Source organism: Oerskovia flava, assembly GCF_026163685.1.
Taxonomy (GTDB): domain Bacteria; phylum Actinomycetota; class Actinomycetes; order Actinomycetales; family Cellulomonadaceae; genus Oerskovia_A; species Oerskovia_A flava.
Map to the genome: position 1 here is coordinate 81657 of NZ_JAOXSR010000009.1, position 25969 is coordinate 107625.

Genomic DNA, 25969 nt, shown 5'->3' on the forward strand with positions numbered 1-25969 from the left:
GGTCTGCTCCTCTCAGCGGCCGGTGCCGGCGTAGACGACGGCCTCGGCCTCGGTGTCGAGCTCGAACGCGGTGTGCACGGCGCGCACGGCGTCGTCGAGGCTGTCGGCGCGGGTGACGACCGAGATACGGATCTCCGAGGTGGAGATCATCTCGATGTTGATGCCCGCGTCCCGCAGCGCCCCGAAGAGCTTCGCGGAGACCCCCGGGTGCGACTTCATGCCCGCGCCCACGAGCGAGAGCTTGCCGATCTGGTCGTCGAACTGCAGCGAGTCGAAACCGATCTCCGCCTGGATGCCGCTCAGCGCTGCCATGCCGGCCGGACCGTCGCCCTCGGGGAGCGTGAACGAGATGTCCGTGCGACCCGTCTTCGCGGCGGAGATGTTCTGCACGATCATGTCGATGTTCACGCCGGAGGCCGCGACGACCTCGAAGATGCGCGCGGCCGTGCCCGGCACGTCGGGGACCCCGACGACGGTGATCTTGGCCTCGCTGCGGTCGTGGGCGACGCCGGAGATGATCGGAGCTTCCATGGTGTCTGCTGCTTCCTCGGGGTTGCGGGTGACGAGGGTGCCCTCCTTGCCGGAGAACGACGAGCGCACGTGGATCGGCACGCCGTACCGGCGGCCGTACTCCACGCAGCGCAGGGCGAGGACCTTGGCCCCGCTCGCCGCCATCTCGAGCATCTCCTCGTAGGTGATGCGGTCGACCTTGCGGGCCGTCGGGACGATGCGCGGGTCGGCGGTGAAGATGCCGTCGACGTCCGTGTAGATCTCGCAGACGTCCGCGTCGAGGCCGGCGGCCAGCGCGACGGCGGTCGTGTCCGACCCGCCGCGGCCGAGCGTGGTCACGTCGTTCGACTCCGTGACCCCCTGGAACCCGGCCACGATCGCGACCTGGCCCCTCTCGATGGTCTCGCGGATGCGGTGCGGGACGACGTCGACGATGCGCGCCTTGCCGTGGACCGCGTCGGTGATGAGCCCGGCCTGCTGGCCCGTGAAGGACTTGGCCCGGACCCCGAGCTTGGTGATCGCCATCGCCAGGAGCGACATCGAGATGCGCTCACCCGCCGTGAGGAGGATGTCCATCTCGCGCTGGGGAGGAAGTGGGGTGATCTGCCGGGCGAGGTCGATGAGCTCGTCGGTGGTGTCCCCCATCGCCGAGACCACGACCACCACGTCGTTCCCGGCCCGCCTCGACTCCGCGATGCGCTTGGCCACCCGCTTGATGCTCTCGGCGTCAGACACCGAGGAACCGCCATATTTCTGCACGATGAGTGCCACGTGCGTGTTCTCCGTTCGTCGCTGGTCTCGTCTATCTCAACGCCCACCAGTTCATGTACGAGTCGACCGATCATGAGCGCGTCGACCCTCCCGACGCAAGTGCGCCCATGATGTGGACCGGGTCGTGGACCGCGCCGTGGCACGTGCGCGGAAGGCCCGGGCCGGCGGTCCGAGCCCCTACGGCACCTCGCGCTGCTCGGGCCCGACGTACTCGCTCAGCGGCCGGATGAGGGCGTTGGCGGCGCGCTGCTCCATGACGTGCGCGGTCCACCCGGTGACGCGGGAGGCGACGAACAGCGGGGTGAACATCGGGGTGTCGAAGCCCATGAGGTGGTAGGCCGGGCCGGCCGGGTAGTCCAGGTTCGGCAGGATGTTCTTGCGGGACGTCATGGCGGTCTCGAGCGCCACGTAGAGCTCGAGGAGGTCGGGGCGGTCGTAGTGGCGCACGAGGTCGTCGAGGGTCGCGCGCATGGTCGGCACGCGCGAGTCGCCGTGCTTGTAGACCCGGTGGCCGAACCCCATGATCTTGCGCTTGTCCCGCAGGGCCGCCTCGAGCCAGGCCTCGGCACGGTCGGCCGAGCCGATCTCCGCGAACGTCGCCATGACGGCCTCGTTGGCACCCCCGTGCAGGGGGCCCTTGAGCGCGCCGATCGCACCCGTGACCGCCGAGTGCAGGTCCGAGAGCGTGGAGGTGATGACACGCGCGGTGAACGTCGACGCGTTGAACGAGTGCTCGGCGTACAGGACCATCGAGACCTCGAACGCGCGGACGACAGCTGGGTCCGGCACCTCGCCGAACGTCATCCGCAGGAAGTTCTCGGCGTAGGTGAGGTCCTCGTCGGGCTCGACGATCTGCTGGCCGCGGCGTCGCCGCTGGTCGAGCGCCACGACGGCGGGCAGCGCCGCCCACAGGCGCAGCGCCTTGGCCTGCTCCGCCTCGGGCGAGGAGTCCTCGGCGTCGGGGTCGTGCGCCCCGAGCTGGGAGACCGCGGTGCGGCACACGTCCATGGGGTGGCACGTCGTCGGGAGCTCGAGGATCGCGTTGCGCACGTTGCCGGGCAGGGCGCGGGACGACCGCTCGACGGCGTCCTGGCGGGCGCGCTGCTCGGGCGTGGGGAGCTCGCCGTGCCACAGCAGGTACGCGACGTCCTCGAAGCTCGACCTGGCCGCGAGGTCCTGCACGGGGTAGCCGCGGTACAGCAGGGAGTTGGTCTCGGGGTTCACCTTGGAGACCGCGGTGGTGTCGACGACGACGCCGGCGAGCCCCTTGCGGATCTCGGACCCGGGAGGGGTGCTGGGGGTGCCGGACGTGGTGCTGGACTCGGACGTGGTGCTCATGGTCATGGTCACTCCTTCGTGAACGGCCGGTGAGGCGTGGTGCCCGGTGGTGAGTCGCTCAGGGGCGGTAGGTGAAGATGTCGGCGTCGAACGTGTTGTAGCCGGCGTAGTCGACGAGCTCGTAGAGCCGAGCACGGGTCTGCATCCCCTCGACCTGGCCCGCCTGCGTCCCGGTCACGGCGATCTCGTCGAGCGCCCGCTCGGCCGCGCCCATCGCGACGCGCAGCAGCGTCACCGGGTAGATGACGATCCGCACGCCCGCGTCGGCGAGCTGGCGGGTCGTGAACAGCTCGGACTTGCCGAACTCGGTCATGTTGGCGAGCACGGGCACGTCGACCGCGGAGGCGACGGCCTCGAACTCCGCGAGGTCGGCCAGCGCCTCGGGGAAGATCGCGTCCGCCCCGGCGTCGACGAGCGCCTTCGCCCGGTCGATCGCGAGCCGCAGCCCGTCCGGTCCGGGGACCGTCCCGCGCACGTCGGTGCGGGCCATGAGCAGGAAGTCGGGGTCGCGGCGGGCGTCGGCGGCGGCGCGGAGCCGCTTCGTCGCCTCGTCGAGGCCGACGACCTCCTTGCCGTCCAGGTGCCCGCAGCGCTTCGGGTTGACCTGGTCCTCGATGTGGCAGCCCGCGACGCCCGCGTCCTCGAGCGTCTGCACGGTGCGGGCCACGTTCATGGGCTCGCCGAAGCCCGTGTCGGCGTCCACGATCGCCGGGAGGTCCGTCACGCGGGCGATCTGCTGCGAGCGCCCCGCGACCTCGGTGAGCGTCGTGAGGCCGATGTCCGGCAGCCCGAGGTCGGCGGACAGCACCGCCCCGGACACGTACACCCCCTCGAAGCCCTTGTCCTGGATCAACCGCGCGGACAAGGGGTTGAACGCGCCCGGGAAGCGCTGCAGCTCACCCGACGCGAGGGCCTCGCGCAGCGTCCGCCGTTTGTCCGACGGCGTGGTCCGGCTGTACAGCATCACTCGCCTCCCAGCTCGAAGAGTCCGGTCGGTGCGGGCACCGAGTCCAGCAGGCCCGGTCGGGCGACGATCGTCAGCTCGCGCACCTCCGCCGTGGTGAGCGTCGGGAGCCGCTCGGCGAGGGCGAGGAACCGCTCGATCTCGTCGTCGGCGAGCACGCCCGCCGCGAGGGTGCGGAACTTGCGCACGTACTGCTCGCGGCCGAAGGGCCGCGCCCCGAGCGGGTGCGCGTCGGCGACGGCGATCTCGCGGACCAGCCGGCCGCCGTCGGCGAGCTCGATCTCGACGCGTCCGCCGAACGCCTTCTCGTCGGGATCGGTCGCGTGGTAGCGACGCGTCCACTCCGTGTCCTCGGCGGTCGTGACCTTGCCCCAGAGCTGGACCGTGTCGGGGCGGGCGGCCCGCTCGGGTGCGTAGGAGTCGACGTGGTGCCAGCCGCCGTCCTGCAGCGCGACCGCGAAGATGTACGGGATCGAGTGGTCGAGCGTCTCGCGCGACGCGGTGGGGTCGTACTTCTGCGGGTCGTTCGCGCCGGAGCCGATGACGACGTGCGTGTGGTGGCTCGTGTGGATGACGATGCCGGCCACGTTGTCGGGGTCGGCCAGCCACGGGTGCTCGTCGTGCAGGGCACGTGCGAGGTCGATGAGTGCCTGCGACTGGTACTCCGCGGAGTGCTCCTTGGTGTAGGTGTCGAGGATCGCCGTCTTAGGCTCGCCGAGGGCGGGGAGCACGACGTCGTAGCTCGCGTCCGGTCCGTCGAGGAGCCAGGCGATCACCCCGTCCTCGCCCTCGTAGATCGGCTCGGGCGACGTCTGCCCGCGCATGGCCCGGTCCACGGCCTCGACCGCGACCTTTCCGGCGAACGCGGGCGCGTGGGCCTTCCACGTGGAGATCTGGCCCTTGCGGGACTGCCGGGTCGCGGTGGTCGTGTGCAACGCCTGGCCGACGGCCTGGAAGATCGTCTCGGTGTCGAGCCCGAGCAGGGTGCCGATGCCCGCGGCCGCGGAGGGGCCGAGGTGCGCGACGTGGTCGATCTTGTGACGGTGCAGGGAGATCGCCCGCACGAGGTCGACCTGGATCTCGTAGCCCGTGGCGATCGCACGGACGAGCTCGGCGCCCGAGCGTCCGGCGTGCTGCGCGACGGCGAGGATCGGCGGGATGTTGTCGCCCGGGTGCGAGTACTCCGCCGCGAGGAACGTGTCGTGGAAGTCGAGCTCACGCACCGCGACGCCGTTCGCCCAGGCGGCCCACTCCGGGCTCGTACGGGTCGCCGGCTCGCAGCCGAAGACCGTCGCGCCGGGTGTGTACGGGTGCGCCAGGGCCTGACCGCGCGCCGCGACGGCCGGGCCGCGCGTGAGGCTGGCCGCCGCGACCGCCGCGTTGTCGATGACGCGGTTGATCACCATGTCCGTGACCTCGGGCGTGACCTCGACCGGGTCGGTGGCGAGCTCGGCGAGCTTCCACGCGAGCTGGTCGCGGCGCGCCAGCGGCTCGGCGCTGGGGTAGACGCGCAGACGGTGGGTGTAGGGCACGGGTGCTCTCGATTCTCAGGTCGGGGGTGGGGCCGGGGGTGGGGTCAGGGCGCGCTCGGCCAGCGCGGCGCTGCGGTCGATGTGGGCGCGCATGACGCGCTCGGCCTCGTCGGGGTCGCCGGCCGCGATGGCGTCGGCGACGGCGCGGTGCTCGTCGACGTGGTCGGTCGTCCCGACGCGCTCGCGGGCGGCGAGCGCGCGGTAGCGGTCCACGTGGCCGCGGATCTGCCGCAGCAGCGCGGAGCACCAGGCGTTGTCCGCGAGCGCCTCGATCTCGCGGTGGAACTGTCCGCCGACGCGCAGGACCTCCTCGTCGTGGTCCCGCACGACGTCCATGAGGTCGACGAGGCGGGCGAGGCGCGCGACGTCGGCCCGTGCGGCGCGCTCGCACGCGTCCCGGGCGAGGAGGCCCTCGAGGCGGGCGCGGACGTCGTAGACGCGCCGGGCGTCGGCGACGTCGAGGGGTGCGACCCGTACGCCACCGGTGGGCAGCTCGACGACGAGCGCCTCGGCCTGCAGCAGCCGTAGCGCCTCACGGACCGGGGTGCGGCTCACGCCGAGGGTGGCGGCGAGGACGGGCTCGGTGAGCCGTTCACCGGGGGCGAGGGTGCCGGTGATGATGCGCTCGCGCAGCAGCTCGTAGACGGCCCGGGCGCCGGACTGGCGCGGGGTCGAGGCGAGGTGCGTCGTCGTCACCCGATCATCGTGCCACGGGGTTGCGCACTTGTATACAGGTAGAGGTGGCAGCGCGAGAACCACCGCGCGCGGCGAACGGGAGGGTCAGTAGCTGACGGGATCCTCGTCGACGTTCTGGATCGCGGCCATCCGCTCTCCCAGCTCGAGCTGCCACGCGGCGAGCTCCGCCAGGGGCGTCGGCGTGCGGGTGGCCGCCGCGATGCCCAGGGACTCGTCCGACCAGAGCGGCGGGTAGACGCTCAGCCCCTCGGCGGGCGTGAGCTCGGCGAGGTCGCGCTCCCACCCCGGCCAGCGAAGGCCGGCGTAGAACTCGTCCGTGCCCCCGCTGACGGCCCACTCCGTGAACGCGGCCTGGCCGAACCCGAGGTCGAACCACGTGAGGGAGTCGGTCGTGAAGTAGTGCACGTCCCCTAGCGGGCCCGGTAGGCCGCCGCCGTTGAGGGCGAACGTCCCGCCGAGGACGTCGACGGCGACGACGAGCCAGGACGGCGCGGCGCTCTGCTCCGTGGGATCACCCAGACCGTTGGCGGTCGCGAGGTCGAGCAGCCCTTCCCCGCCGCCGCCCAGGAGGCGCAGCCAGCCCTCGTCGACGAGCACGCCGCCCGTGTGCAGGGCGAGGGAGCCGAGGGTCGAGCGGGTCGTGACCTGCAGGCGGTAGAGCACCTCCGGTGCCCACGGGGGCGCGGGCAGGACGTCCACCCCGGCGCGCCCGAGCATCCGGGAGAGGGTCGGCCACGCCGGGTCGTCGACCTCTGCGAGCTCCGCAGTCGTCCTGAGACCCATGGCGCGCATCATGCCATGCCAGCCTCAGCACGGGAACGGCGGATGCGCAACCGGAAGCGCATACGGGGTCTTTGCGAGAGATGTCGTGCGCACCAGGCCCTCCGGGGGCCCAGAACTGCTCAGACGAGCCCGGCCACGACGTCGTACCCGAGCGTGCAGATCAGCGCTCCGACGACCAGGACGAAGACCACGCGCACGAACCCGCTGCCCTGGGCGACCGCCATGCGGGCGCCGATGTACGCGCCGACGAGGTTCGCCACGCCCATCGCCAGGCCGAGCCCCCAGATCACCGCACCGTAGGGCACGAAGAAGATCAGAGCGCCGGCGTTCGTGGCGAAGTTCGCGATCTTCGCCAGGGCCGACGCCGGCAGGAACGCGTAGCCCAGCACGCTCACCAGCGTGATGACGAAGAAGGTCCCCGTCCCCGGGCCGAGCAGCCCGTCGTACGCCCCGATGACCAGCCCGATGCCGGCCGCCGCCCACCGGTGGCCGTTGCCCTCCCAGCGCAGCGCCGTCGTGTGGCCGAGCCCTGGCCGCAGCAGCGTGTAGGCGGCCACCCCGACGAGCACGACGAGGATGATCGGCGTGAACAGGTCGGCGGGGATGCGGGCGGCGAGCGCAGCGCCGCCGACGGCGCCGACCAGGGCCGCGAGCGCCATCGGCCCCGCGGTCGTGAGGTCGGGACCGACGCGGCGGTAGTACGTCGCGGCGCTCACCGAGGTGCCCATGATGCTCGCGAGCTTGTTCGTCGCGAGCGCCTGCACGGGGCTGATGCCGGGCACGAGCAGCAGCGCGGGGAGCTGGACCAGGCCGCCGCCCCCGACGACGGCGTCGATCCATCCGGCCGTGAGCGCCGCCAGGAGCAGCAGGACGACCGTGAGGACGTCGAGATCAAGACCCTCCGCGCCGGGCAACGTCACGGCGTGGAGGGTCACGCCCTACTCCTACCATGTGGTCGGCCTCGAACCGTCGTCCTGGGCCGCAGACACGGACGTCGTGAAGAATGGGTGAAACTCCCTTGGGGCGCACCAGAACCCGCTAGTGTCTGCTCATGACCAGCGCAGGGGCACCACCGGGCGACAGCGGCGACGACCGGTCGGGGACGGTGACGGGGCATGGCGGCATCGTCGTGACCGATGTGCACCGGGCCTTCGGCGAGGTCCGCGCGGTAGACGGCGTCGACCTCGTCGCCCGTCCCGGAGCGGTCACCGCGCTCGTCGGGCCGAACGGCTCGGGCAAGACGACGCTGCTGCTCGTCCTCGCCGGTCTGCTCGTCCCCGACACGGGTTCGGTGCGCATCGCCGGGTACGACCCGGTAACCGAGAACTACGCGGCCCGCGCCCGCACGGGGTGGATGCCCGACACCTTCGGAACGTGGGACTCCCTGACCTCCCGCGAGGTGCTGACCACGGTCGCCGCCGCATACCGGCTCCCTCGCGAGCTGGGCGTGCAGCGCGCCGCCGAGCTCCTCGAGCTCGTGCACCTCACCGAGTACGCGGACACCCCCGCGCACGTGCTGTCCCGAGGGCAGAAGCAGCGCCTGGGCCTGGCCCGCGCGCTGGTCCACGACCCCGACGTCCTGCTGCTCGACGAGCCCGCGAGCGGCCTCGACCCCCGCTCGCGCGTCGATCTGCGCGGGCTGCTGCGCCGGCTCGCCGCCGAGGGCAAGACCGTGCTCGTCTCGAGCCACGTCCTCGCCGAGCTCGACGAGATGGCCGACGACGCGGTGTTCCTCTCCCGCGGTCGCACCGTGGCCTCCGAGTCCGTCGAGTCGGCGTCCGCCGCCCGGCGCACGTGGCGGGTCCGCGCGCTGGATCCCGAGCCCCTCGCCGCCTGGCTCACCGCGGCGGGCGTGCCGTTCACCGTCGAGGAGGACGGCGCCGCGCTCCTGTCGCTCGACGGCGACCCCTCGGCGGCCGCGCTCCTGCGCGACGCGGTCGGCGCGGGAGTCCCGATCGCGAGCATCGCACCGTCCAGCGGCGCGCTCGAACAGGCATATCTGGCACTCGAGGAGGAGCGGAGATGAGCACCGACACGCAGACCGGCACCGGCGCCCCCGCGGCCGTCCCCGGCGAGATCGCCCCTCGAGGAGACTGGGCGCTGAGCTGGAACGGCGTGCGGACCGTCGCGACCCTGGAGCTGCGCCAGCGCCTGCGCTCGACGCGCTGGAAGATCGCCCTGGTCGTGTGGTTCGTCGTGGTCGGCGGCATCACGCTGCTGACCACGGGAGCGGTCGGGCTGCTGTCCGATTCTCCCGGCATGGACGACCCTCGGACACCGCTCGGCCCGCTCGTCTTCGGCATCGTCGTCTTCTTCGTGCTGTTCCTCGGCCTGCTCGTCGCCCCGACGCTCAGCGCGTCGGCGATCAACGGCGACCGCAACGCCGGCACCCTCGCCACGCTCCAGGTCACGCTGCTGACGGCGGCCGAGATCGTCGTCGGGAAGCTGCTGGCCGCGTGGGCCGCCGCCCTGGCCTTCCTCGTGGCGAGCATCCCGTTCATCGCCTTCGCTCTTGTCCTGGGCGGGTTGTCCGTCGTCGCGCTGCTCAGCACGCTCGGGCTGCTCGCGATCATGCTGGGTGTCGTCTGCGCCGTCGGGCTCGGGTTCTCCGCGCTGACGACCAAGACCTCGGGCTCGGCCGTGCTCACCTACCTCGTGGTCGGCGGGTTGTCGATCGTCTCCGTCGTGCTGTTCGGCCTCACCACGCCGCTCGTGACTGTCCGGGACGAGCCGGTCCGCGTGTGGGCACCGGCCGACACCTACGACGGACTCGTGGAGCCCACCGGTTCGCCGCAGTGCGAGTGGCGGACCGAGGAGCAGTGGGTCGTGCACACCGAGCGGACGTGGTGGTTGCTCGCGGTCAACCCGTTCGTCGTCGTCGCGGACGCGGCTGGCTCCCCCGTCGACGACGAGTTCATGGGTGCCGCCGACCCGCTGTCCGGTATCCGCTGGGCGGTCCGCGAGGCCCGCAGCGGGCCGGCGGACGAGGTGGACTACTGCTTCGACTGGTACGGCAACCCGGTCGGCGACTCGCCGGTCGCGGAGCGGGTCCCCGACTCGTCGCCCGTGTGGCCGTGGGGGCTGGGCGTCAACCTGCTGCTGGGCATCGGTGGTGTGCTCGTCGCCGTGCGCCGGCTGCGGATCCCGCACCGGAAGCTGCCGCGGGGCACCCGGGTCGCCTGAGGCGGCCCGGTTCGAGGACTCCGGTCCTGGCGGGCTACCCGTCAGGACTGGAGGGCGTCGTACTCCGCCTCGGCGGCGACGTCGTCCTCGACGTCGAGGCGCAGGTGCGCGAGCACGAGCTGCATGACCCGCAGCGCGCTGGCGGCTCGTTCGCCCCACAGCGACAGGTAGGAGAACTGCCACCACCACAGCGCCTCGAGCTCGCGGCCGGAGTCGTAGTGCTGCAGGCCCTTCGCGAGCGACTCCGCGATGCACGCGATGTCGCCCGAGACGGACGCACGGCCGACCTCGGCCCCCAGGACCGGGTCGACGATCTCGACGTACTCGTCGAGGCTGTCCAGGAGCTGGGCGAGACCCTCCCGCAGCGGGTCCACGTCGGTGTCGGGACCGGCGTCGGGCTCGAAGCGCTCGACCGGCACGACGTCGACCATCGCGCCCAGCCGGGCTCCGGCGGCGAGCATGTCGGAGGTCGCGAGCAGCAAGAGCGGCAGTGCCGCCTCGGGGACGGCACCGGAGGCGACCTGGGCCGTGGTCTCGAGGAAGGCGCGCGACTGGCCGGAGACCGCCTGCGCGACCCCGCGCAGGTCCGACCCGGACGTCACCTCAGCCACCGACCAACCTCCTGCCCTCGAACGCCCGTCCGAGGGTCACCTCGTCGGCGTACTCCAAGTCTCCCCCGACAGGCAGCCCGGACGCGAGGCGAGTCACGCGCAGGCCCATGGGGCCGAGCATTCGAGCGAGGTAGGTCGCCGTCGCCTCGCCCTCGACGTTCGGGTCGGTCGCGAGGATGACCTCCTGGACCTCCCCGTCCGCGAGCCGCCCGAGGAGCTCCTTGATGCGCAGGTCGTCGGGCCCGACGTTCTCGATCGGGTTGATCGCACCGCCGAGCACGTGGTACTTGCCACGGAACTCTCGGGTGCGCTCGATCGCGACGACATCCTTGGGCTCCTCGACCACGCAGATCACGGCGGTCGAGCGCCGCGGGTCGCGGCACACCCGGCACTGCTCGGACTCGGCGACGTTCCCGCAGGTCTCGCAGAACCGCACCCGCGCCTTCACCTCGGTGAGGGCGTCCACCAGACGACGCACGTCGGTGGCGTCCGTCGCCAGCAGGTGGAAGGCGATCCTCTGGGCACTCTTGGGGCCGACCCCGGGGAGTCGGCCGAGCTCGTCGATCAGGTCCTGGACCGCGCCTTCGTACACGCCCCCAGCCTACGGGTCCGTCGCGACGAGCTCGGCCTCGAAGCCGTCGACGTCCTCGACGTACGCCGCGTAGTGGTCCGGGCCGCCCGCGTACGGGTGCCGGTCGGTGAACAGCAGCGCCCAGCCGTGCTCCGTGCACGCCTCGGCGAGCCGGTCGACGTCCGCCCGCGTCCCGGCGCTGAACGCCAGGTGGTTGAGCCCCGGCCTCGTGCGGTCGTGGGCCGCGGACGTCAGCCCGGGGCTCTGCTCGACGACGACGTAGGTCGCACCGAGCCGCCAGCTACGACCATCCTCCCACTCCTGGAACGGCGTGTAGCCGAGCTCGGTGAGCAGCCACCCCCAGGAGCGGGTGGCGCGCCGGAGGTCGGGCACCCAGAGCTCGACATGGTGGAGCGCACCGCGGGTCGCGGCGTCCGGGGCGGTCGGCTCAGGCACCGTTGTCGATGATCTCCTCGACGATGACGCCACCGAGCATGGTCGCGACGAGCGGTGCGCCGACGAGGCCCGTCGACGCGAGATCCACGTCGTCCTCCGAGGGCTCGTCGTCGGACCCCTGCACCACCGCGGTCGACGTCCGGGCACGCTGCTCCGCAGCCTGCCGCTCAGCCGCCTGACGCCGCGACTCCCGCACCGTGCCCGTCGCCGCGCGACCCGGGGCCGGCGCTGTCGTTGCAGGAGCCGTCTGCGCAGGAGCAGTCGGCACCGCCGAGGACTGTCGCGGGGAGGACGGTGCGGAAGCGGACCGTGCCGGGGCCGAGTCCTCGAAGACGGGCGGCGCCTCGGGCGCGTCGTCGAGGTCGGCCGGCGGCTCGTGCAGCGGGACGCCGGCGAGCCAGGCCTCGTCCGCCGCGTCGACGACGGGCGTCCTCGCCGGGGCCGGGCGCTCGACCACGGCGACCGCTGCGGGCTGCGGCGAGGCGCCCTGAGCAGTCCGGGCCGTGTCAGTGCCGGTGCCGGTGCCGGCACTGACACGGCCGGAGCCGTGGCCGGTGTTGCCCTGCGCAACGGTCGTCGGTCCGGAGCCAGAGGTCGGGCTCGACACCTGGTCCGGTGCCTGGACCGGTGACGGGGCGTCCGTGACGGTCGAGCGGCTCTCGGGTGCCCGGACGGACGCGCGTGGGAGCGTGGCCGTCCCCGCACCCGGGTCACCCGCCGCGGGCGGGGCTGCCGGGGTGGCGGACCCACCACCCTCGTCCAGCCGGGCCTCGACCCGCACCTGGAACCCGAGCGTCTGGTAGACGGCCTCCTGGACCGCGCCGGTGTGCCGCGAGGACGAGAACGTCCGCGCGAGGGCCGGGGTCTGGAACGCCAGGTACAGCACCTCGGCGGTCAGCTCCGCGACCTGGGCGTTGGCGCTCACCAGGGACCACGTCACCCGGCTCGAGCTGAGCGTCTGCAGGACCTCCGGCCACCGCCGCCGCAGCACCTCCGTGCTCAGCGAGCCGACCGCCGCGCTCGCCGCGGCCTGCTGCGACGCGGCGTCCGGCGCGGCCGGGACCGCGGCCTCGGCGTGATCGCGCTGCTCACCGGTGTCGATCGGCTCTGCGGTCTCGGCCGGTTCTGCAGTCTCGGTCGGTTCTGCAGTCTCGGTCGGCTCCGCGGTGTCGGACGCCTCAGGAGCGTCGGTCGACGCGGCGGACTCCGGCGAGACCGGCTCGGCGGGCGTCGGCTCTGCCACGCCGGGTCCTGCCGGTGCGGCCTCAGCGGGCGGCGGCTCCGTGGGCTGGACGGGCGGCGTCGCGGCGACCGGCTTCGCGGCCTGCAGTGCCGCACGGGCGGCGGCGGCCCCGCTCAGGCCACCGGCGGGCCCGGCGATCGACGGGCGCGCGACGGGCGGCGCGGCGCTGGGTGCGGCGGCGGCGACCCGCGCGGCAGGGACGGGACCGCTCGCGGCGCCCGCTCCCAGCCCACCCCGCTCCAGACGGTCGAGCCGGGCGGCGAACCCGGCCGCGCCGTCGTCGGCCCCCGGGAGCAGGAGCCGCGCGCAGAGCAGCTCGAGGTGCAGCCGCGGCGACGTGGCGCCGCTCATCTCGGTGAGCGCGGCGTTGACGAGGTCGGCTGCGCGGGAGAGCTCGGCGACGCCGAGGTTCCCCGCCTGCGTCTTCATGCGGGCGAGCTGGTCCGCGGGCAGGTCGCGCAGCACCGCGTCGGCGGCGTCCCCGGACACGGCGATGACGATGAGGTCGCGCAGACGTTCGAGGACGTCCTCGACGAACCGGCGGGGCTCGTGGCCCGTGGCGATGACCTGGTCGACGACCCGGAAGATGCTCGCGCCGTCGCGTGCCGCGAGCGCCTCCACCACGTCGTCGAGCAGGGTGGCGTGCGTGAAGCCGAGCAGCGCGACGGCGCGCTCGTAGTCGACGGTGCCGCTGTCCGCGCCGGCGATGAGCTGGTCCATGACGGACAGCGAGTCGCGGACCGAACCGCCGCCCGCGCGGGTCACGAGCGGCACGACGCCCGCGCCGATCTCCATGCCCTCGGCCGTGCAGAGCTGCTCGAGGTAGGGGCCCAGCACGTCCGGCGGGACGAGGCGGAACGGGTAGTGGTGCGTGCGAGAGCGGATGGTCCCGATGACCTTGTCCGGCTCCGTCGTCGCGAAGATGAACTTCACGTGCGGCGGCGGCTCCTCGACGATCTTCAGCAGCGCGTTGAAGCCCTGCGCCGTGACCATGTGGGCCTCGTCGAGGATGAAGATCTTGTAGCGGTCGCGCGCCGGGGCGAAGGCCGCGCGCTCCCGCAGGTCGCGGGCGTCGTCGACGCCGTTGTGGGACGCCGCGTCGATCTCGACGACGTCCAGGCTGCCCGACCCGCCGCGCGCGAGCTCGATGCACGAGGGGCACTGCCCGCACGGGGTGTCGATCGGCGTCTCGGGGGTGTTCTCGACGCAGTTGAGCGTGCGCGCGAGGATGCGGGCCGACGTCGTCTTGCCGCAGCCACGGGGGCCGGAGAACAGATAGGCGTGCGTGATGCGACCGGTGCGCAACGCCTGCATGAGCGGACCGGTCACGTGGTCCTGGCCGATCACCTCGGAGAAGGTCTCGGGCCGGTAGCGGCGGTACAGGGCGGTGCTCACCCCGGCAACTCTAGACGGCCCGACCCACATCCACGACGTGCCGGAACCTCATCGGTGCAGGGCCTTGCGCGCGAGGGTGTTCCCCAGCCACTGCACGAGCTGGACGATCACGACGATGATCACGACGACCGCGACCGTGACCTCCCAGTTGTACTGCCGGTAGCCGTAGACGATCGCGAAGTCTCCCAGCCCACCACCGCCGAGGTATCCCGCCATGGCGGACATGTCGAGCACACCGATGAACAGGAACGTGTACCCGAGGATCAGCGGCGCGAGCGCCTCCGGGATGAGGACCGTGAAGATGATCCGCAGCGGCGACGCACCCATGGCCCGCGCGGCCTCGATCACCCCCGGGTCGATGCTCACGAGGTTCTGCTCGACGAGCCGCGCGAACACGAACGCCGCCATGATCGTCATCGCGAACGTCACGGCCTCGATCCCGATCCGCCGGCCCACCACGGCCTGCGTGAGCGGCCCGATCGCCACGATGAAGATGATGAAGGGGATCGGTCGCACGATGTTCACGGCGACGTTGATGACGTTGAACACCACGGAGTTCTGCAGGAAGCTGCCCTGCCGCGAGACGTAGAGCCCCAGCCCGAGCAGCAGCCCGGCGACCCCACCCACGCCCAGCGTGATGAGGACCATGTACATGGTCTGGCCGAACGCCTCGACCAGCAGCGGAACAAGACGGTCCCAGCTCATCGCTCGTCACCTCCGTCGACGATGTGGCGGCCGGCGGCCGGGTCGTTCCCGCCGACGCTGCCACCGGGCCCTCCGAACACACCCGACCCGAACGGTCGGACACCGCCCGCCGGACCGATGGTCTCCGCGCCGGCGGAGCGGTGCTCCGGGTCGGGCCCCTCCTCCGGGTGGTCGGCGTGCACGACGACGGACGGGTCGTCGAGCGGCCGGGCCGCGGTCCCGAGGTCGACGACGTCCGTGAAGGACCGCAGGTCGGCGACGAGACGCTCGACGGCGTCGTCCGGGCCGACGAGCTCGACCGTGAGCGACCCGTAGGGGCGCTCGGCGACCTCGGTGATGCCGCCGTAGACGACGGTCCCGTCGACGCCGTGGGCGCGCAGGGTGCTGGTGAGCCGGGCGCTGGACCCGCTCGCCTCGTCGATCCCGACCGTCACGATGCGGCCGGTGTGCCGGGCGCGGAGCCGCTCCACGACGTCGGGCGCGGGGCGGTCCTTGAGCGCGGTGGCGACGAATCGGCGCGTGGCACCGTGCCGCGGGGCGGAGAAGACCTGGTAGACGTCGCCGAGCTCGACGACCTTGCCCTCCTCCATGACCGCGACACGGTGGCACGCCTGCCGGACGACGTCCATCTCGTGCGTGATGACCACGATCGTGACGCCCAGCTCGCGGTTGACCCGACGGAGCAGGGCGAGCACGTCCTGCGTCGTCTCGGGGTCGAGCGCGCTGGTCGCCTCGTCCGCGAGCAGGATCTTCGGGTTCGTCGCGAGCGCCCGGGCGATGCCCACTCGCTGCTTCTGCCCGCCGGAGAGCCGCGCCGGGTACTGGCGCGCCTTGTCGGCGATGCCCACGAACTCGAGCAGTTCCGCGACCCGTGCGGCCCGCTCCTCCTTCGGCCAGCCGGCCACCTTGAGCGGGTAGGCGACGTTCGCCGCGACCGTCCGTGAGCTCATGAGGTTGAACTGCTGGAAGATCATGCCGATGCCGGCCCGCACGTGCCGCAGCTTCGACTCACCGAGGGTGGTGATGTCGGTGCCGTCGACCACGACCGACCCGGACGTGACCTTCTCGAGCGCGTTGATCAGCCGCACGAGCGTGCTCTTGCCCGCCCCGGAGTACCCGATCACGCCGAAGATCTCCCCGGCGTGCACGTCGAGGCTGACGCCGTCGACCGCCCGCACCTCGTGCTTGCCGGTGACGAACGTCTTGGTGACGTCGACGAACCGCACGGCGGGCTGTGCCGTCGTGGTCGACGGCGGTCCGCCGGTCGGGGTGGTGCCGCTCGCTGGGGTGCCGCTCATGGAGGCGTGGCTCCTGCCTGGGTCGAGGAGGGACGGTGCCGCAGGTGCCGTCAGCCCTGGTTGGCCTGCAGGTTCTCCTCGATCTCCGTGAGGATCCCCTGGAGCTCGTCGGGGGCGTTGTCCTTGAAGATCGCGGTGCCGCCGGACGCCTCCTGCGCGGCCGCCTCGATCTCGGGCGTGTGGAAGATGTCGACGAGCTGGGCGAACACCTCGTTGTCGGCGTCGTCCGCACGGGCGACCCAGATGTTGATGTACGGCTCGGCAGCGGCGGCGTCCGGGTCGTCGGAGTAGATGGCGTCCTCGGCGGCCAGACCGGCGTCGCCGACGAAGTCGTTGTTGATGATCGAGGCGTCGACGTCGGTGAGCGCGAGCGCGGTCTGCCCGGCGTCGACGGGCGTCACCGTGACGCGGGACTCGTCCGCGACGACGTCGGCCGGCGTGGAGAACGAGTTGCCGCCGCCCTCGAGCGTGAGCAGCCCGGCCTCCTGGAGGACCAGCAGCGCGCGGGCCTGGTTGGTCTCGTCGTTGGGGATCGCGACCTCGCCGCCCTCGGGGATGTCCTCGACGCTCGCGTGCTGCGTCGAGTAGAGGCCCAGCGGGTAGACGGCCGTGGCGCCGACGGGCACGAGGTCGCTGCCGGAGTTCACGTTGTACCCGGCGAGGAACTGCAGGTGCTGGAACTGGTTGAGGTCCAGGTCGCCGTCCGTCAGGCCCTGGTTCGGCAGCTGGTAGTCGGAGAAGTTCTCGAGCTCGACCGTGATGCCCTCGGCGGCGGCGGCCTCGACGAACAGGTCCCAGTACTCCTCGGCGGAGTTCACGACACCGATGCGGATCGGGTCGTCAGCGCTTCCCGTGGCGGCGGGGTCGGTGCTCTCCGAGCCGGAGGCGCAGGCGGACAGGGCGAGCGCCGTGGTGGCGGCGAGAGCGGTCCAGGCGAGGCGGGTGCGGGACGTCGTGCGTGACATGCGGGGTCCTTCCGGCGGCGGACGCGCGCGAGGTGGGCGCGGTTCCGAGATGAGGGGTGCGGGGGTGCCGTCGACGGGCCATCAGCCTCGTGGCGAGCGTGGGTGACCGCGGAGCGGTCGGGCAGGTCGGGCCTGCGGGGGTGCAGAGTCCGGCGGTCCGTCAGGTCCGGAGCCGGGTCAGCCGCACATTCGTCCGGCTCCGCGCATACCGCGACAGCGACACGTACCGGCGCAGGAGGCTGCGGGTACGGCCGAGGCGGCAGTCGTGGAGCGGGGCATGTCGACCATCATGAGCGCGAGAACCCGCACGACGCCACCTCCGACCCGGCAAAGTCCACGATGTGGACCGTGTTCTGCTCGCCTGGTGGATCAGGTGGGGTGTTTCGGCATCTTTTGTCGCGATATTCGCCACGGAGAGGCTGTGGCGCGACGACGTACGTCACACCCGTGGGAGACGCAAAGGACCCCTCGTGCACCCGCCAGAGCTCACCTACCCTTGCTGCCTTCCGGCCCTGGGGGAGTTCGGCAAGATAGCGCCGCACGAGGGGTCTGCGCCCAGACTAGCCCAGGACCCCGGCGCACCCGAAACCGGCACCGCAGGGCGCTCGGAGCAGGAGCGATTCGGCCACAGCCGCACGGTCCGGTATCCTCGTTCCGCTGCTGCTGATCGGTCCGCACGCGGACGATCTACGGCCGCAGCACTCCAGGAGGATTCGCCTAGTGGCCTATGGCGCACGCTTGGAAAGCGTGTTGGGTTAACAGCCCTCGGGGGTTCGAATCCCCCATCCTCCGCCACATGAAGGGCCCGTGAACTGCAGAGATGCAGATCACGGGCCCTTCGCTGTTCGCTGTGCGGTCACGCCGCAGCACGCGCCCCGGCGAGGAGACCGGCCCACGGCACCGGTCTGAGGCGATGCACCGTACGGGTCCCGTCAGGACGGCTGCGGGATGCGTCAGGAATGCGTCAGGACGGTCAGACGGCATCCGCCCGAAGGTGGTGAATGGCGGAGGCGGCCACCGTGGTCGCCGACGCCGCCGACGCGCGGCGTCGACCAAGGGAGTGAGCCGTGACCGATCTCGTCTTCGTAGCCCTGACCTGTGCGTGCTTCGCCGTGCTGAGCACCGTCGTCGCGGGGGTGTCGAAGCTGTGACCGTGGATTCCGCCGTCTGCCTCGTCGTCGCGGTGGTCCTTGGCGGCTACCTGCTGCGCGCCCTGCTGAAGCCGGGAACGTGATGTCGCCCGAGCTCGCGACCGCCCTGCAGGTCGCCATCCTCGTCGCAGCTCTCGCCGTCGTGCACGTACCGCTCGGTGACTACATGGCACGCGTGTTCACCGACACCCGGCACCTTCGGGTCGAGCGCCTCGTCTACCGCCTCGGCGGGGTGGGACCCGACGCCGACCAACGCTGGCCGGTCTACGCCCGTTCCGTCCTGGGGTTCTCCCTCGTCAGCATCCTTCTCCTCTACGCGCTGATGCGTCTGCAGGACCGTCTCCCCCTCTCGCTGGGGCTACCCGCCGTCGGCGCGGACGGCGCGTGGAACACCGCCGTCTCCTTCGTGACGAACACGAACTGGCAGTGGTACTCCGGTGAAGCGACGATGGGCCACCTCGTGCAGATGTCCGGACTCGCAGTGCAGAACTTCGTGTCCGCGGCGGTCGGCATCGCCGTCGCCGTCGCACTCGTCCGCGGGTTCGTCCGCCACCGCACCGACCGCCTCGGCAACTTCTGGGTCGACCTGGTGCGGGGCACGGTGCGGATCCTGCTCCCGCTCGCGTTCCTCGCCGCCGTGCTCCTCGTGCTCGGGGGTGCCGTGCAGAACTTCACCGGCGCCCAGGGAGTCACGACGCTCGACGGCGCCACGCAGACGATCGTCGGCGGCCCCATCGCCTCGCAGGAGGCGATCAAGAACCTGGGCACCAACGGCGGCGGGTTCTTCAACGCGAACAGTTCCCACCCGTTCGAGAACCCGAGCGCGCTGACCAACCTCCTCGAGATCTTCCTCCTCCTGGCCATCCCCTTCAGCCTCCCCCGGACGTTCGGGCGCATGGTCGGCAACCGTCGCCAGGGCCTGGCGATCGTCGCCGTCATGGCGTCGATCTGGGCGACCGCGGTCGGTGTGATCACCTGGGCGGAGACGCGCGGGTTCGGGACCGTGCCGCAAGCCGCCGGCGCGGCGATGGAAGGCAAGGAGGTCCGCTTCGGCGAAGGGGCCTCCGCACTCTTCGCCGCCTCGACGACCGGGACGTCGACCGGTTCGGTCAACAGCTTCCACGACTCGTACACCGCTCTGGGCGGCGGAGTCACGCTGCTCAACATGATGCTGGGCGAGGTGGCACCCGGCGGGGTCGGCGCAGGGCTCTACGGGATGCTCGTCCTCGCGGTGCTCACCGTCTTCCTCGCAGGCCTCATGGTCGGCCGGACACCGCAATACCTCGGCAAGAAGGTCGGCCGCCCCGAGATCACGCTCGTGGCGCTCTACATCCTCACGATGCCCACTCTTCTTCTCGTCGGCGCGGCGATCACGGCAGGCACTCCCGCGCTGGTCGAGGCATCGGTCCAGGACCCTGGTGCGCACGGCCTGTCGGAGATCCTGTACGCCTACGCCTCGGCGACGAACAACAACGGATCCGCCTTCGCGGGCTTCGGTGCCGGGACGCCGTACCAGAACACGGCGCTGGGCCTGGGCATGCTCTTCGGCCGCTTCGTGCCGATCATCCTCGTCCTCGCACTGGCCGGCAGCCTCGCTCGCCAGCAACCCGCCGCCGTCGGCGCCGGGACCCTGCCCACCCACGGCCCGGTGTTCGCCGGCCTGCTGGGGTTCGTCGTTCTCGTGGTGGCCGGGCTCACCTTCTTCCCCGTCCTCGCACTCGCACCTATCGCGGAGGCTCTGCTGTGACCGTCGACCTGCCCACCCGCCCCGTGACCGGCCCCACGCGCACCCGACCAGGCGCCTTCGAACCCCGCCTGCTCTGGCGCTCGCTGCCGGACGCCGTGCGCAAGCTCGACCCGCGTCATCAGATCCGCTACCCCGTGATGTTCGTCGTCTGGGTCGGCTCCGTGGCCGCCACCGCGCTCGCCGTCGCCGAACCCAGCGTCTTCTCCTGGTCGATCACCCTGTGGCTCTGGGCCACCGTGCTGTTCGCCAACCTGGCCGAAGCCGTCGCCGAAGGTCGCGGTCGCGCGCAGGCTGCCTCGCTGCGCCGCACGCGCACCCAGACCCTGGCGCGTCGGCTCGGCGTCGACGGCCGTGAGGAGAGCGTGCCCGGCGCGGCGCTCGCGGTCGGCGAGCTGGTCGTCGTCGAGGCCGGCGAGATCATCCCGGGCGACGGGGACGTGATCGAGGGCATCGCGAGCATCGACGAGTCCGCCGTCACCGGCGAGTCGGCCCCCGTGATCCGCGAGTCGGGCGGTGACCGGAGCGCAGTGACCGGCGGGACGAAGGTGCTCTCCGACCGTATCGTCGTCCGCATCACGGCCAAGGCGGGTGAGACGTTCCTCGACCGGATGATCGGGCTCGTCGAGGGGTCCGCGCGGCAGAAGACACCGAACGAGATCGCGCTGAACCTGCTCCTCGCGTCCCTGACCCTGGTGTTCCTCCTGGCCGTCGTCACCCTGCAGCCTTTCGCGACGTACGCGGGGCAGGCCCAGCCGCTCGTGGTGCTCGTCGCCCTGCTGGTCTGCCTGATCCCCACCACCATCGGCGCGCTGCTGTCCGCGATCGGCATCGCAGGGATGGACCGGCTCGTGCAGCGCAACGTCATGGCACTGTCCGGACGCGCCGTGGAGGCAGCCGGCGACGTCGACGTCCTGCTGCTGGACAAGACCGGCACGATCACGCTGGGCAACCGACAGGCCGTCGAGGTCGTCCCCGCAGTCGGCGTGACCGAAGAGCAGGTGGCAGAGGCTTCGCAGCTGTCGAGTCTCGCCGACGAGACGCCGGAAGGCCGGTCGATCGTGGTGCTCGCCAAGGAGCGCTATGCCATGCGCAACCGTTTCGCCGGCCAGCTGCCCGACGCGACCTTCGTGCCCTTCACGGCCGAGACCCGCATGAGCGGAGTGGACCTGGCCCAGCGGGACGGCACCTGGGAGATCCGCAAGGGGGCAGCGAGCGCCGTCATGCGATGGGTCCGCGAGAACGGAGGGCACCCGACCGCCGATGTCGGCACCCTGGTCGACGCGATCAGCGCATCGGGCGGGACACCGCTCGTGGTGGCCGAGCGGCGCGCCGACGGCCCTGCTCGGGCGCTGGGCGTCATCCATCTCAAGGACGTCGTCAAGTCCGGGATGCGGGAACGTTTCGCCGAGCTCCGCCGGATGGGCATCCGCACCGTCATGATCACCGGCGACAACCCCATGACGGCCAGGGCGATCGCCGACGAGGCCGGGGTCGACGACTTCCTCGCCGAGGCCACGCCGGAGGACAAGCTCGGTCTGATCCGCAAGGAGCAGGCCGAGGGGCGGCTCGTCGCGATGACCGGGGACGGCACGAACGACGCGCCGGCGCTTGCTCAGGCCGACGTCGGTGTGGCGATGAACACCGGCACGTCCGCTGCCAAGGAGGCCGGGAACATGGTCGACCTCGACTCCAACCCGACGAAGCTGATCGAGATCGTCGCGATCGGCAAGCAGCTGCTCATCACCCGGGGCGCCTTGACGACGTTCTCGATCTCGAACGACGTCGCCAAGTACTTCGCGATCATCCCGGCCATGTTCTCGGGCCTGTACCCCCAGCTGGACGGGCTCAACGTCATGGGGTTGTCCACGCCGCAGTCAGCGGTGCTCTCAGCCGTCGTGTTCAACGCGCTCGTCATCGTCGCGCTCGTCCCCCTGGCACTGCGGGGTGTGCGGTACCGGCCTGCCGGCGCGGCGTCCATGCTGCGACGCAACCTGCTCGTGTACGGCGTCGGAGGGCTTGTCGCTCCGTTCGTCGGCATCAAGCTCATCGACCTCGTCGTCTCACTCGTCCCCGGCCTCTGAGCCAGACCCATCGGAGCACACCCGTGACCGCCTTCCTTCGTACCTCTCTCGCCGGCCTGCGAGTACTGCTCGTCCTGACCGTCCTCACCGGGTTGGCCTACCCGACAGCCGTCTACGCCATCGGCCGCACGATGCCCGATCGTGCCGACGGCGCGATGATCGAGGTCGACGGACACGTCGTCGGGTCTCGACTGATCGGGCAGCCGTTCGACGGAGAGGAGTGGTTCCTGCCACGCCCGTCCGCCGCCGGAGACGGGTACGACCCGCTGGCCTCGGGTGCCTCGAACCTGGGACCTGAGAACCTCGACCTGCTCGCGACGGTCGAGCAGCGCCGCGCAGAGGTCGCCGGACGGGAAAGCGTCGATCCTGAGCTCGTCCCTCCCGACGCCCTGACGGCGTCCGGCTCGGGCCTCGACCCGCACATCTCGCCGGAGTACGCCGCGCTGCAGGTCCCCCGCGTCGCCCAGGCCCGAGGGCTCGACGAAGACATCGTGCGTAGCCACGTGGCCGAGGCGACGACGGACCGCGAGCTCGGAGTCCTCGGCGAGCCGCGGGTGAACGTCCTCGAGCTCAACGCCACCCTGGCTGTGCTTGACTGAGCGTGCCATGACCGACGAGACCGACCCCGGCGAGGTGTCAGCACGGCGCACGCGACGCGGTCACCTGCGGGTGTACCTCGGTGCCGCCCCCGGCGTGGGCAAGACCTACGCGATGCTCGACGAAGGTCGTCGGCGACGGGGACGAGGCGTGGACGTCGTCGTGGGCCTGGTCGAGACCCACGACCGACCGAACACGGCCGCGTTGGTCGAGGGCCTCGACGTGGTCCCCCGCACGACGGTCCGGTACCGCGGAGCCCATTTCACCGAGATGGATGTCGACGCCGTGCTCGCTCGCCGCCCGACGGTCGCGCTCGTCGACGAGCTCGCCCACACCAACGTGCCGGGGAGCCGGAACGCGAAGCGGTGGCAGGACGTCGACGAGCTGCTGGCCGCGGGCATCGACGTCGTGACCACCCTGAACATCCAGCATCTGGAGACCTTGAACGACGTCGTGACGTCGATCACCGGTATCCAGCAGCAAGAGACCCTCCCGGACGAGGTGGTTCGGCGCGCCGACCAGATCGAGCTCGTCGACATGAGCCCGGAGGCGCTGCGCCGCAGGCTCGCGCACGGGAACGTCTACAAGGCCGAGAAGGTCGACGCCGCCCTGGCGAACTACTTCCGCCTGGGCAACCTCACCGCGCTGCGCGAGCTCGCGCTGCTCTGGACCGCAGACCGGGTCGAGGACGCCCTCGAGACCTACCGGCGCGAGCACGGGATCAACGCCACGTGGGCGACCAGGGAGCGAGTCGTCGTCGCCGTCACCGCCGGGCCCGAGAGCGAGACGCTGATCCGCAGAGCCGCCCGTCTCGCACAGCGCGCGAGCGGTGGCGAGCTCCTGGCCCTGCACGTCCTGCGAGAGGACGGGCTCGCCGACGTCGCGCCGGACTCCCGCGTACGCCTCCGCACCCTGGTCGAGTCGCTGGGAGGCAGCTGGCACACCGTGATGGCGGACGACGTCGCGCGGGCCATCCTGGACTTCGCGCGCGGTGTCAACGCCAGCCAGATCCTGCTCGGCGCCACCCGACGACCCCGTGTCGCAGCGGCGTTCTCCCCCGGGATCGCGCCGGAAGTGATCCGCGACTCCGGCGAGACGGACGTCCTCGTCGTCACGCACGAGCACGCCGGGCGCAGCAGGTTCAGCCGCTCACGCCGTGGCGCACTGAGCCGACGGCGAGTCGTCGCCGGATGGGCTCTCGCGACGATCGGCCCACCTCTGCTTGCCCTCGGCCTGCGGACGGTCGGCGGCCTCGACGCGTTGCCCACCGTCCTGATGCTCTTCCTCGCACTGACCGTGGGCGTCGCGATCATCGGCGGGCTGCTGCCCGCACTCCTCGCGGCTGTCGCCAGCGGCCTGCTCAGCAACTACCTCTTCACACCCCCGCTGTACACCTGGACGATCGCCGAGCCGCAGAACGCCCTGGCCATCGTGGTGCTCGTCGCCGTGGCGGTCGCCGTGTCCGCCGTGGTCGACATCGCGGCACGCCGCACCACGGAGGCTGCGCGAGCGCGCACGGAAGCGGACGCTCTGACCACCATCGCCGGAAGCATCCTGCGGGGCGGCGACGCCGTCCCGTCGATGCTCGCGCAGCTGCGCGAGACCCTCCAGCTCGCTGCCGTGGCGTTGGAGCGGCGGGATGACGCCACAGGGGCGTGGCGCCACGTGGACGCGGTCGGCACCCCATCGCCGGACGGCGACGATCATGTGGCGCCGATCTCCGGGAACCTCCGGCTCCGGCTGTGGGGCAGGTCGATGTCGGCGAACGACCTACGGCTCGCACGCGCCGTCGGCCACCAGGCGGAGGCCGTCCTCGAGCGCGACCACCTCCGTGCGGAGGCCAGGGCGAGCCGGGCCGAGCGCGAGCGCGGTGCCATACGGACCGCCCTGCTCGCAGCCGTGTCGCACGACCTCCGCACGCCGCTCGCGGCGATGAAGGCCGGGATCAGCGCGCTGCTGACCACTCGCGGAATCCCGGAGACCGACCGGGCGGAGCTCCTCGCCGACCTGGACCACAACGCCGACCGTCTGCAGCTGCTCATCGACAACCTTCTCGACATGAGCCGCCTCGACTCGGGGTCCGTCACGCCGCGGCTCGAGCCACGCGCACTGGACGAGATCATCCCTCGTGCCGTCGACTCCGTCCCTGCCGGCGCCGTCGAGATCGACGTCCCCGAGTCGCTCCCCCTCCTGAGGGTCGACGCCGGGCTGCTCGAGCGGGCACTGGCCAACGTCGTCGAGAACGCCGTGCGCCACAGCCCACCGGGAGAATTCGTGAACGTGAGCGCGCAGTGCCTCGGCGACACGATGGTGATCCGCGTCGTCGATCACGGGTCGGGCGTGCCCGACGTGGGCAAGGACCTGATGTTCACCGCGTTCCAACGTCTCGGCGACGCGCCCGGCGGCAAGGGTGTCGGCCTCGGCCTCGCGGTGGCGCGCGGTTTTGTCGAGGCGAACGGGGGCACGATCGAGGCAGAAGACACACCCGGCGGTGGCCTGACGATGGTGGTCAACCTGCCCCTGAACGGAGACGTGCGATGACGACTCGTGTGCTCGTGGTCGAGGACGAGCCCGCCCTGGCGCGGGCGCTCGCGGTCACCCTCCGCGCGAAACGGTACGACGTGAGCATCGCTCACTCCGGGGTCGGCGGTCTCGACGCGGCCGCGACCTGGCACCCGGACCTCGTCGTCCTCGACCTCGGCCTGCCCGACCTCGACGGGCTCGAGGTGCTCCGCGCGCTGCGGGCCTGGTCGGCGGTGCCCGTCGTCGTGCTCTCCGCCCGCCAGACCAGCGACGACAAGGTGGAGGCCCTCGACGCCGGGGCGGACGACTACGTCACCAAGCCTTTCGGGATGGACGAGCTCCTCGCACGGATCCGCGCCGCGGTGCGGAGGCGAGGACCGAGCGACTCACCCCCGGTCGTGCGGACCGCAGCCTTCACGGTCGACCTCGCGGCCCGCCGCGTGCACACGGCGGCGGGCGACGACGTGCGTCTGACACCGACCGAGTGGCACATGCTCGAGATCCTCGCCCGCAACGTGGGCAAGGTCGTCGGACGTCGTGAGCTCCTGCAGGAGCTACGCGGTCCGCATCTCGACCGGGAGACCCACTACCTGCGCGTCTACCTCGCCCAGCTCCGCCGAAAGCTCGAGCCCGACCCGGCTCGTCCCCGGCACCTGATCACCGAGGCAGGGATGGGATACCGTCTCGAACCGTGATCGCACCGTGTGCTGACGAGGCACAGGGGGTCGCACCCCGGCAGTTGCGTGCGGTGCGCGGCGCCCTGCACCGCGCCCGGTGGGGTCTCGTGGCGACATCGTGGTGATGACGTGACGGTCGGGGGGTTGACGACCAGGTAGAGCGCCTCGCCCC

21 protein-coding genes, 1 tRNA gene and 1 other RNA gene are annotated in these 25969 nt (G+C 71.8%); 8 read left to right on the top strand and 15 right to left on the bottom strand.

Translation table 11 applies throughout. From position 1 onward, the window contains the following. Positions 1-12: 12 nt before the first annotated feature. The 7 genes from OHL10_RS14530 to OHL10_RS14560 form a co-directional block, all read right to left on the bottom strand. Positions 13-1281: an aspartate kinase gene (locus tag OHL10_RS14530; protein WP_265522948.1), complete on the bottom strand. Its 1269-nt coding sequence runs from the start codon at positions 1279-1281 to the stop codon at positions 13-15. Between the two features lie 177 nt (positions 1282-1458). Beyond that, on the bottom strand, positions 1459-2619 hold the full coding sequence (locus OHL10_RS14535) for a bifunctional 2-methylcitrate synthase/citrate synthase (RefSeq protein ID WP_265523040.1): 1161 nt from the start codon (positions 2617-2619) through the stop codon (positions 1459-1461). A 58-nt stretch (positions 2620-2677) separates the two neighbouring features. After that, entirely contained in the window at positions 2678-3583 is a 906-nt protein-coding gene (prpB, locus tag OHL10_RS14540) for a methylisocitrate lyase (protein ID WP_265522949.1), read from the bottom strand. Further along, positions 3583-5115, bottom strand: coding sequence for an MmgE/PrpD family protein (locus tag OHL10_RS14545; RefSeq protein WP_265522950.1), 1533 nt, complete (start codon positions 5113-5115; stop codon positions 3583-3585). The genes prpB and OHL10_RS14545 overlap by 1 nt, the downstream gene beginning before the upstream one ends. A gap of 15 nt (positions 5116-5130) precedes the next feature. After that, the gene (locus OHL10_RS14550) at positions 5131-5811 is read right to left on the bottom strand and encodes a GntR family transcriptional regulator (protein WP_265522951.1); all 681 of its coding nucleotides are present in this window, start codon (positions 5809-5811) and stop codon (positions 5131-5133) included. An 84-nt stretch (positions 5812-5895) separates the two neighbouring features. Further along, positions 5896-6594, bottom strand: coding sequence for a DUF2625 family protein (locus OHL10_RS14555; RefSeq protein WP_265522952.1), 699 nt, complete (start codon positions 6592-6594; stop codon positions 5896-5898). A 119-nt stretch (positions 6595-6713) separates the two neighbouring features. Beyond that, positions 6714-7529, bottom strand: a complete 816-nt coding sequence (locus tag OHL10_RS14560) for a TSUP family transporter (RefSeq protein ID WP_265522953.1) — start codon at positions 7527-7529, stop codon at positions 6714-6716. Between the two features lie 116 nt (positions 7530-7645). Between OHL10_RS14560 and OHL10_RS14565 the strand changes: the two genes are divergently transcribed. Both OHL10_RS14565 and OHL10_RS14570 read left to right on the top strand, forming a co-directional pair. Beyond that, a complete protein-coding gene (locus tag OHL10_RS14565) occupies positions 7646-8620 on the top strand; it encodes an ABC transporter ATP-binding protein (RefSeq protein WP_265522954.1) in 975 nt (324 codons plus the stop codon). Further along, on the top strand, positions 8617-9777 hold the full coding sequence (locus OHL10_RS14570; protein ID WP_265522955.1) for an ABC transporter permease: 1161 nt from the start codon (positions 8617-8619) through the stop codon (positions 9775-9777). Before OHL10_RS14565 ends, OHL10_RS14570 begins: the two co-directional genes overlap by 4 nt. A gap of 41 nt (positions 9778-9818) precedes the next feature. Here the strand turns inward: OHL10_RS14570 and OHL10_RS14575 are convergent, their stop codons facing one another. From OHL10_RS14575 to ffs, 8 genes are all read right to left on the bottom strand, one after another. Continuing rightward, positions 9819-10388, bottom strand: coding sequence for a DUF5063 domain-containing protein (locus tag OHL10_RS14575; protein ID WP_265522956.1), 570 nt, complete (start codon positions 10386-10388; stop codon positions 9819-9821). Beyond that, positions 10381-10980, bottom strand: a complete 600-nt coding sequence (recR, locus tag OHL10_RS14580) for a recombination mediator RecR (protein ID WP_265522957.1) — start codon at positions 10978-10980, stop codon at positions 10381-10383. Before recR ends, OHL10_RS14575 begins: the two co-directional genes overlap by 8 nt. A 9-nt stretch (positions 10981-10989) precedes the next feature. Then, on the bottom strand, positions 10990-11415 hold the full coding sequence (locus OHL10_RS14585) for a VOC family protein (RefSeq protein ID WP_265522958.1): 426 nt from the start codon (positions 11413-11415) through the stop codon (positions 10990-10992). Then, positions 11408-14053 carry a DNA polymerase III subunit gamma and tau gene (locus OHL10_RS14590; RefSeq protein ID WP_265522959.1) on the bottom strand — a complete coding sequence of 882 codons (2646 nt, stop codon included), beginning with the start codon at positions 14051-14053 and terminating at the stop codon, positions 11408-11410. The genes OHL10_RS14585 and OHL10_RS14590 overlap by 8 nt, the downstream gene beginning before the upstream one ends. A gap of 48 nt (positions 14054-14101) precedes the next feature. Continuing rightward, positions 14102-14758 carry a methionine ABC transporter permease gene (locus OHL10_RS14595; protein WP_265522960.1) on the bottom strand — a complete coding sequence of 219 codons (657 nt, stop codon included), beginning with the start codon at positions 14756-14758 and terminating at the stop codon, positions 14102-14104. Further along, on the bottom strand, positions 14755-16056 hold the full coding sequence (locus OHL10_RS14600) for a methionine ABC transporter ATP-binding protein (protein WP_322645570.1): 1302 nt from the start codon (positions 16054-16056) through the stop codon (positions 14755-14757). Before OHL10_RS14600 ends, OHL10_RS14595 begins: the two co-directional genes overlap by 4 nt. 50 nt (positions 16057-16106) lie before the next feature. Continuing rightward, positions 16107-17021, bottom strand: coding sequence for a MetQ/NlpA family ABC transporter substrate-binding protein (locus OHL10_RS14605; RefSeq protein ID WP_265522961.1), 915 nt, complete (start codon positions 17019-17021; stop codon positions 16107-16109). Positions 17022-17477: 456 nt separating this feature from the next. Further along, an RNA gene (gene ffs / locus OHL10_RS14610) (signal recognition particle sRNA small type) lies at positions 17478-17574 on the bottom strand. A gap of 153 nt (positions 17575-17727) precedes the next feature. Here ffs and OHL10_RS14615 point away from each other — a divergent pair. From OHL10_RS14615 to OHL10_RS14640, 6 genes are all read left to right on the top strand, one after another. After that, positions 17728-17816: transfer RNA gene (locus OHL10_RS14615), tRNA-Ser, on the top strand. A gap of 438 nt (positions 17817-18254) precedes the next feature. Further along, entirely contained in the window at positions 18255-19919 is a 1665-nt protein-coding gene (gene kdpA, locus OHL10_RS14620; RefSeq protein WP_265522962.1) for a potassium-transporting ATPase subunit KdpA, read from the top strand. Further along, positions 19916-22000 (top strand): potassium-transporting ATPase subunit KdpB, encoded by a 2085-nt coding sequence (kdpB, locus tag OHL10_RS14625; protein WP_425499016.1) that lies wholly within the window; start codon positions 19916-19918, stop codon positions 21998-22000. The genes kdpA and kdpB overlap by 4 nt, the downstream gene beginning before the upstream one ends. 23 nt (positions 22001-22023) lie before the next feature. Beyond that, positions 22024-22599, top strand: coding sequence for a potassium-transporting ATPase subunit KdpC (gene kdpC / locus OHL10_RS14630; RefSeq protein WP_265522963.1), 576 nt, complete (start codon positions 22024-22026; stop codon positions 22597-22599). Positions 22600-22606: 7 nt separating this feature from the next. Beyond that, complete coding sequence (locus tag OHL10_RS14635; protein WP_265522964.1) at positions 22607-25138, top strand: DUF4118 domain-containing protein; 2532 nt, start codon at positions 22607-22609, stop codon at positions 25136-25138. Further along, positions 25135-25815, top strand: a complete 681-nt coding sequence (locus OHL10_RS14640; RefSeq protein ID WP_265522965.1) for a response regulator — start codon at positions 25135-25137, stop codon at positions 25813-25815. Before OHL10_RS14635 ends, OHL10_RS14640 begins: the two co-directional genes overlap by 4 nt. Positions 25816-25969 lie beyond the last annotated feature (154 nt).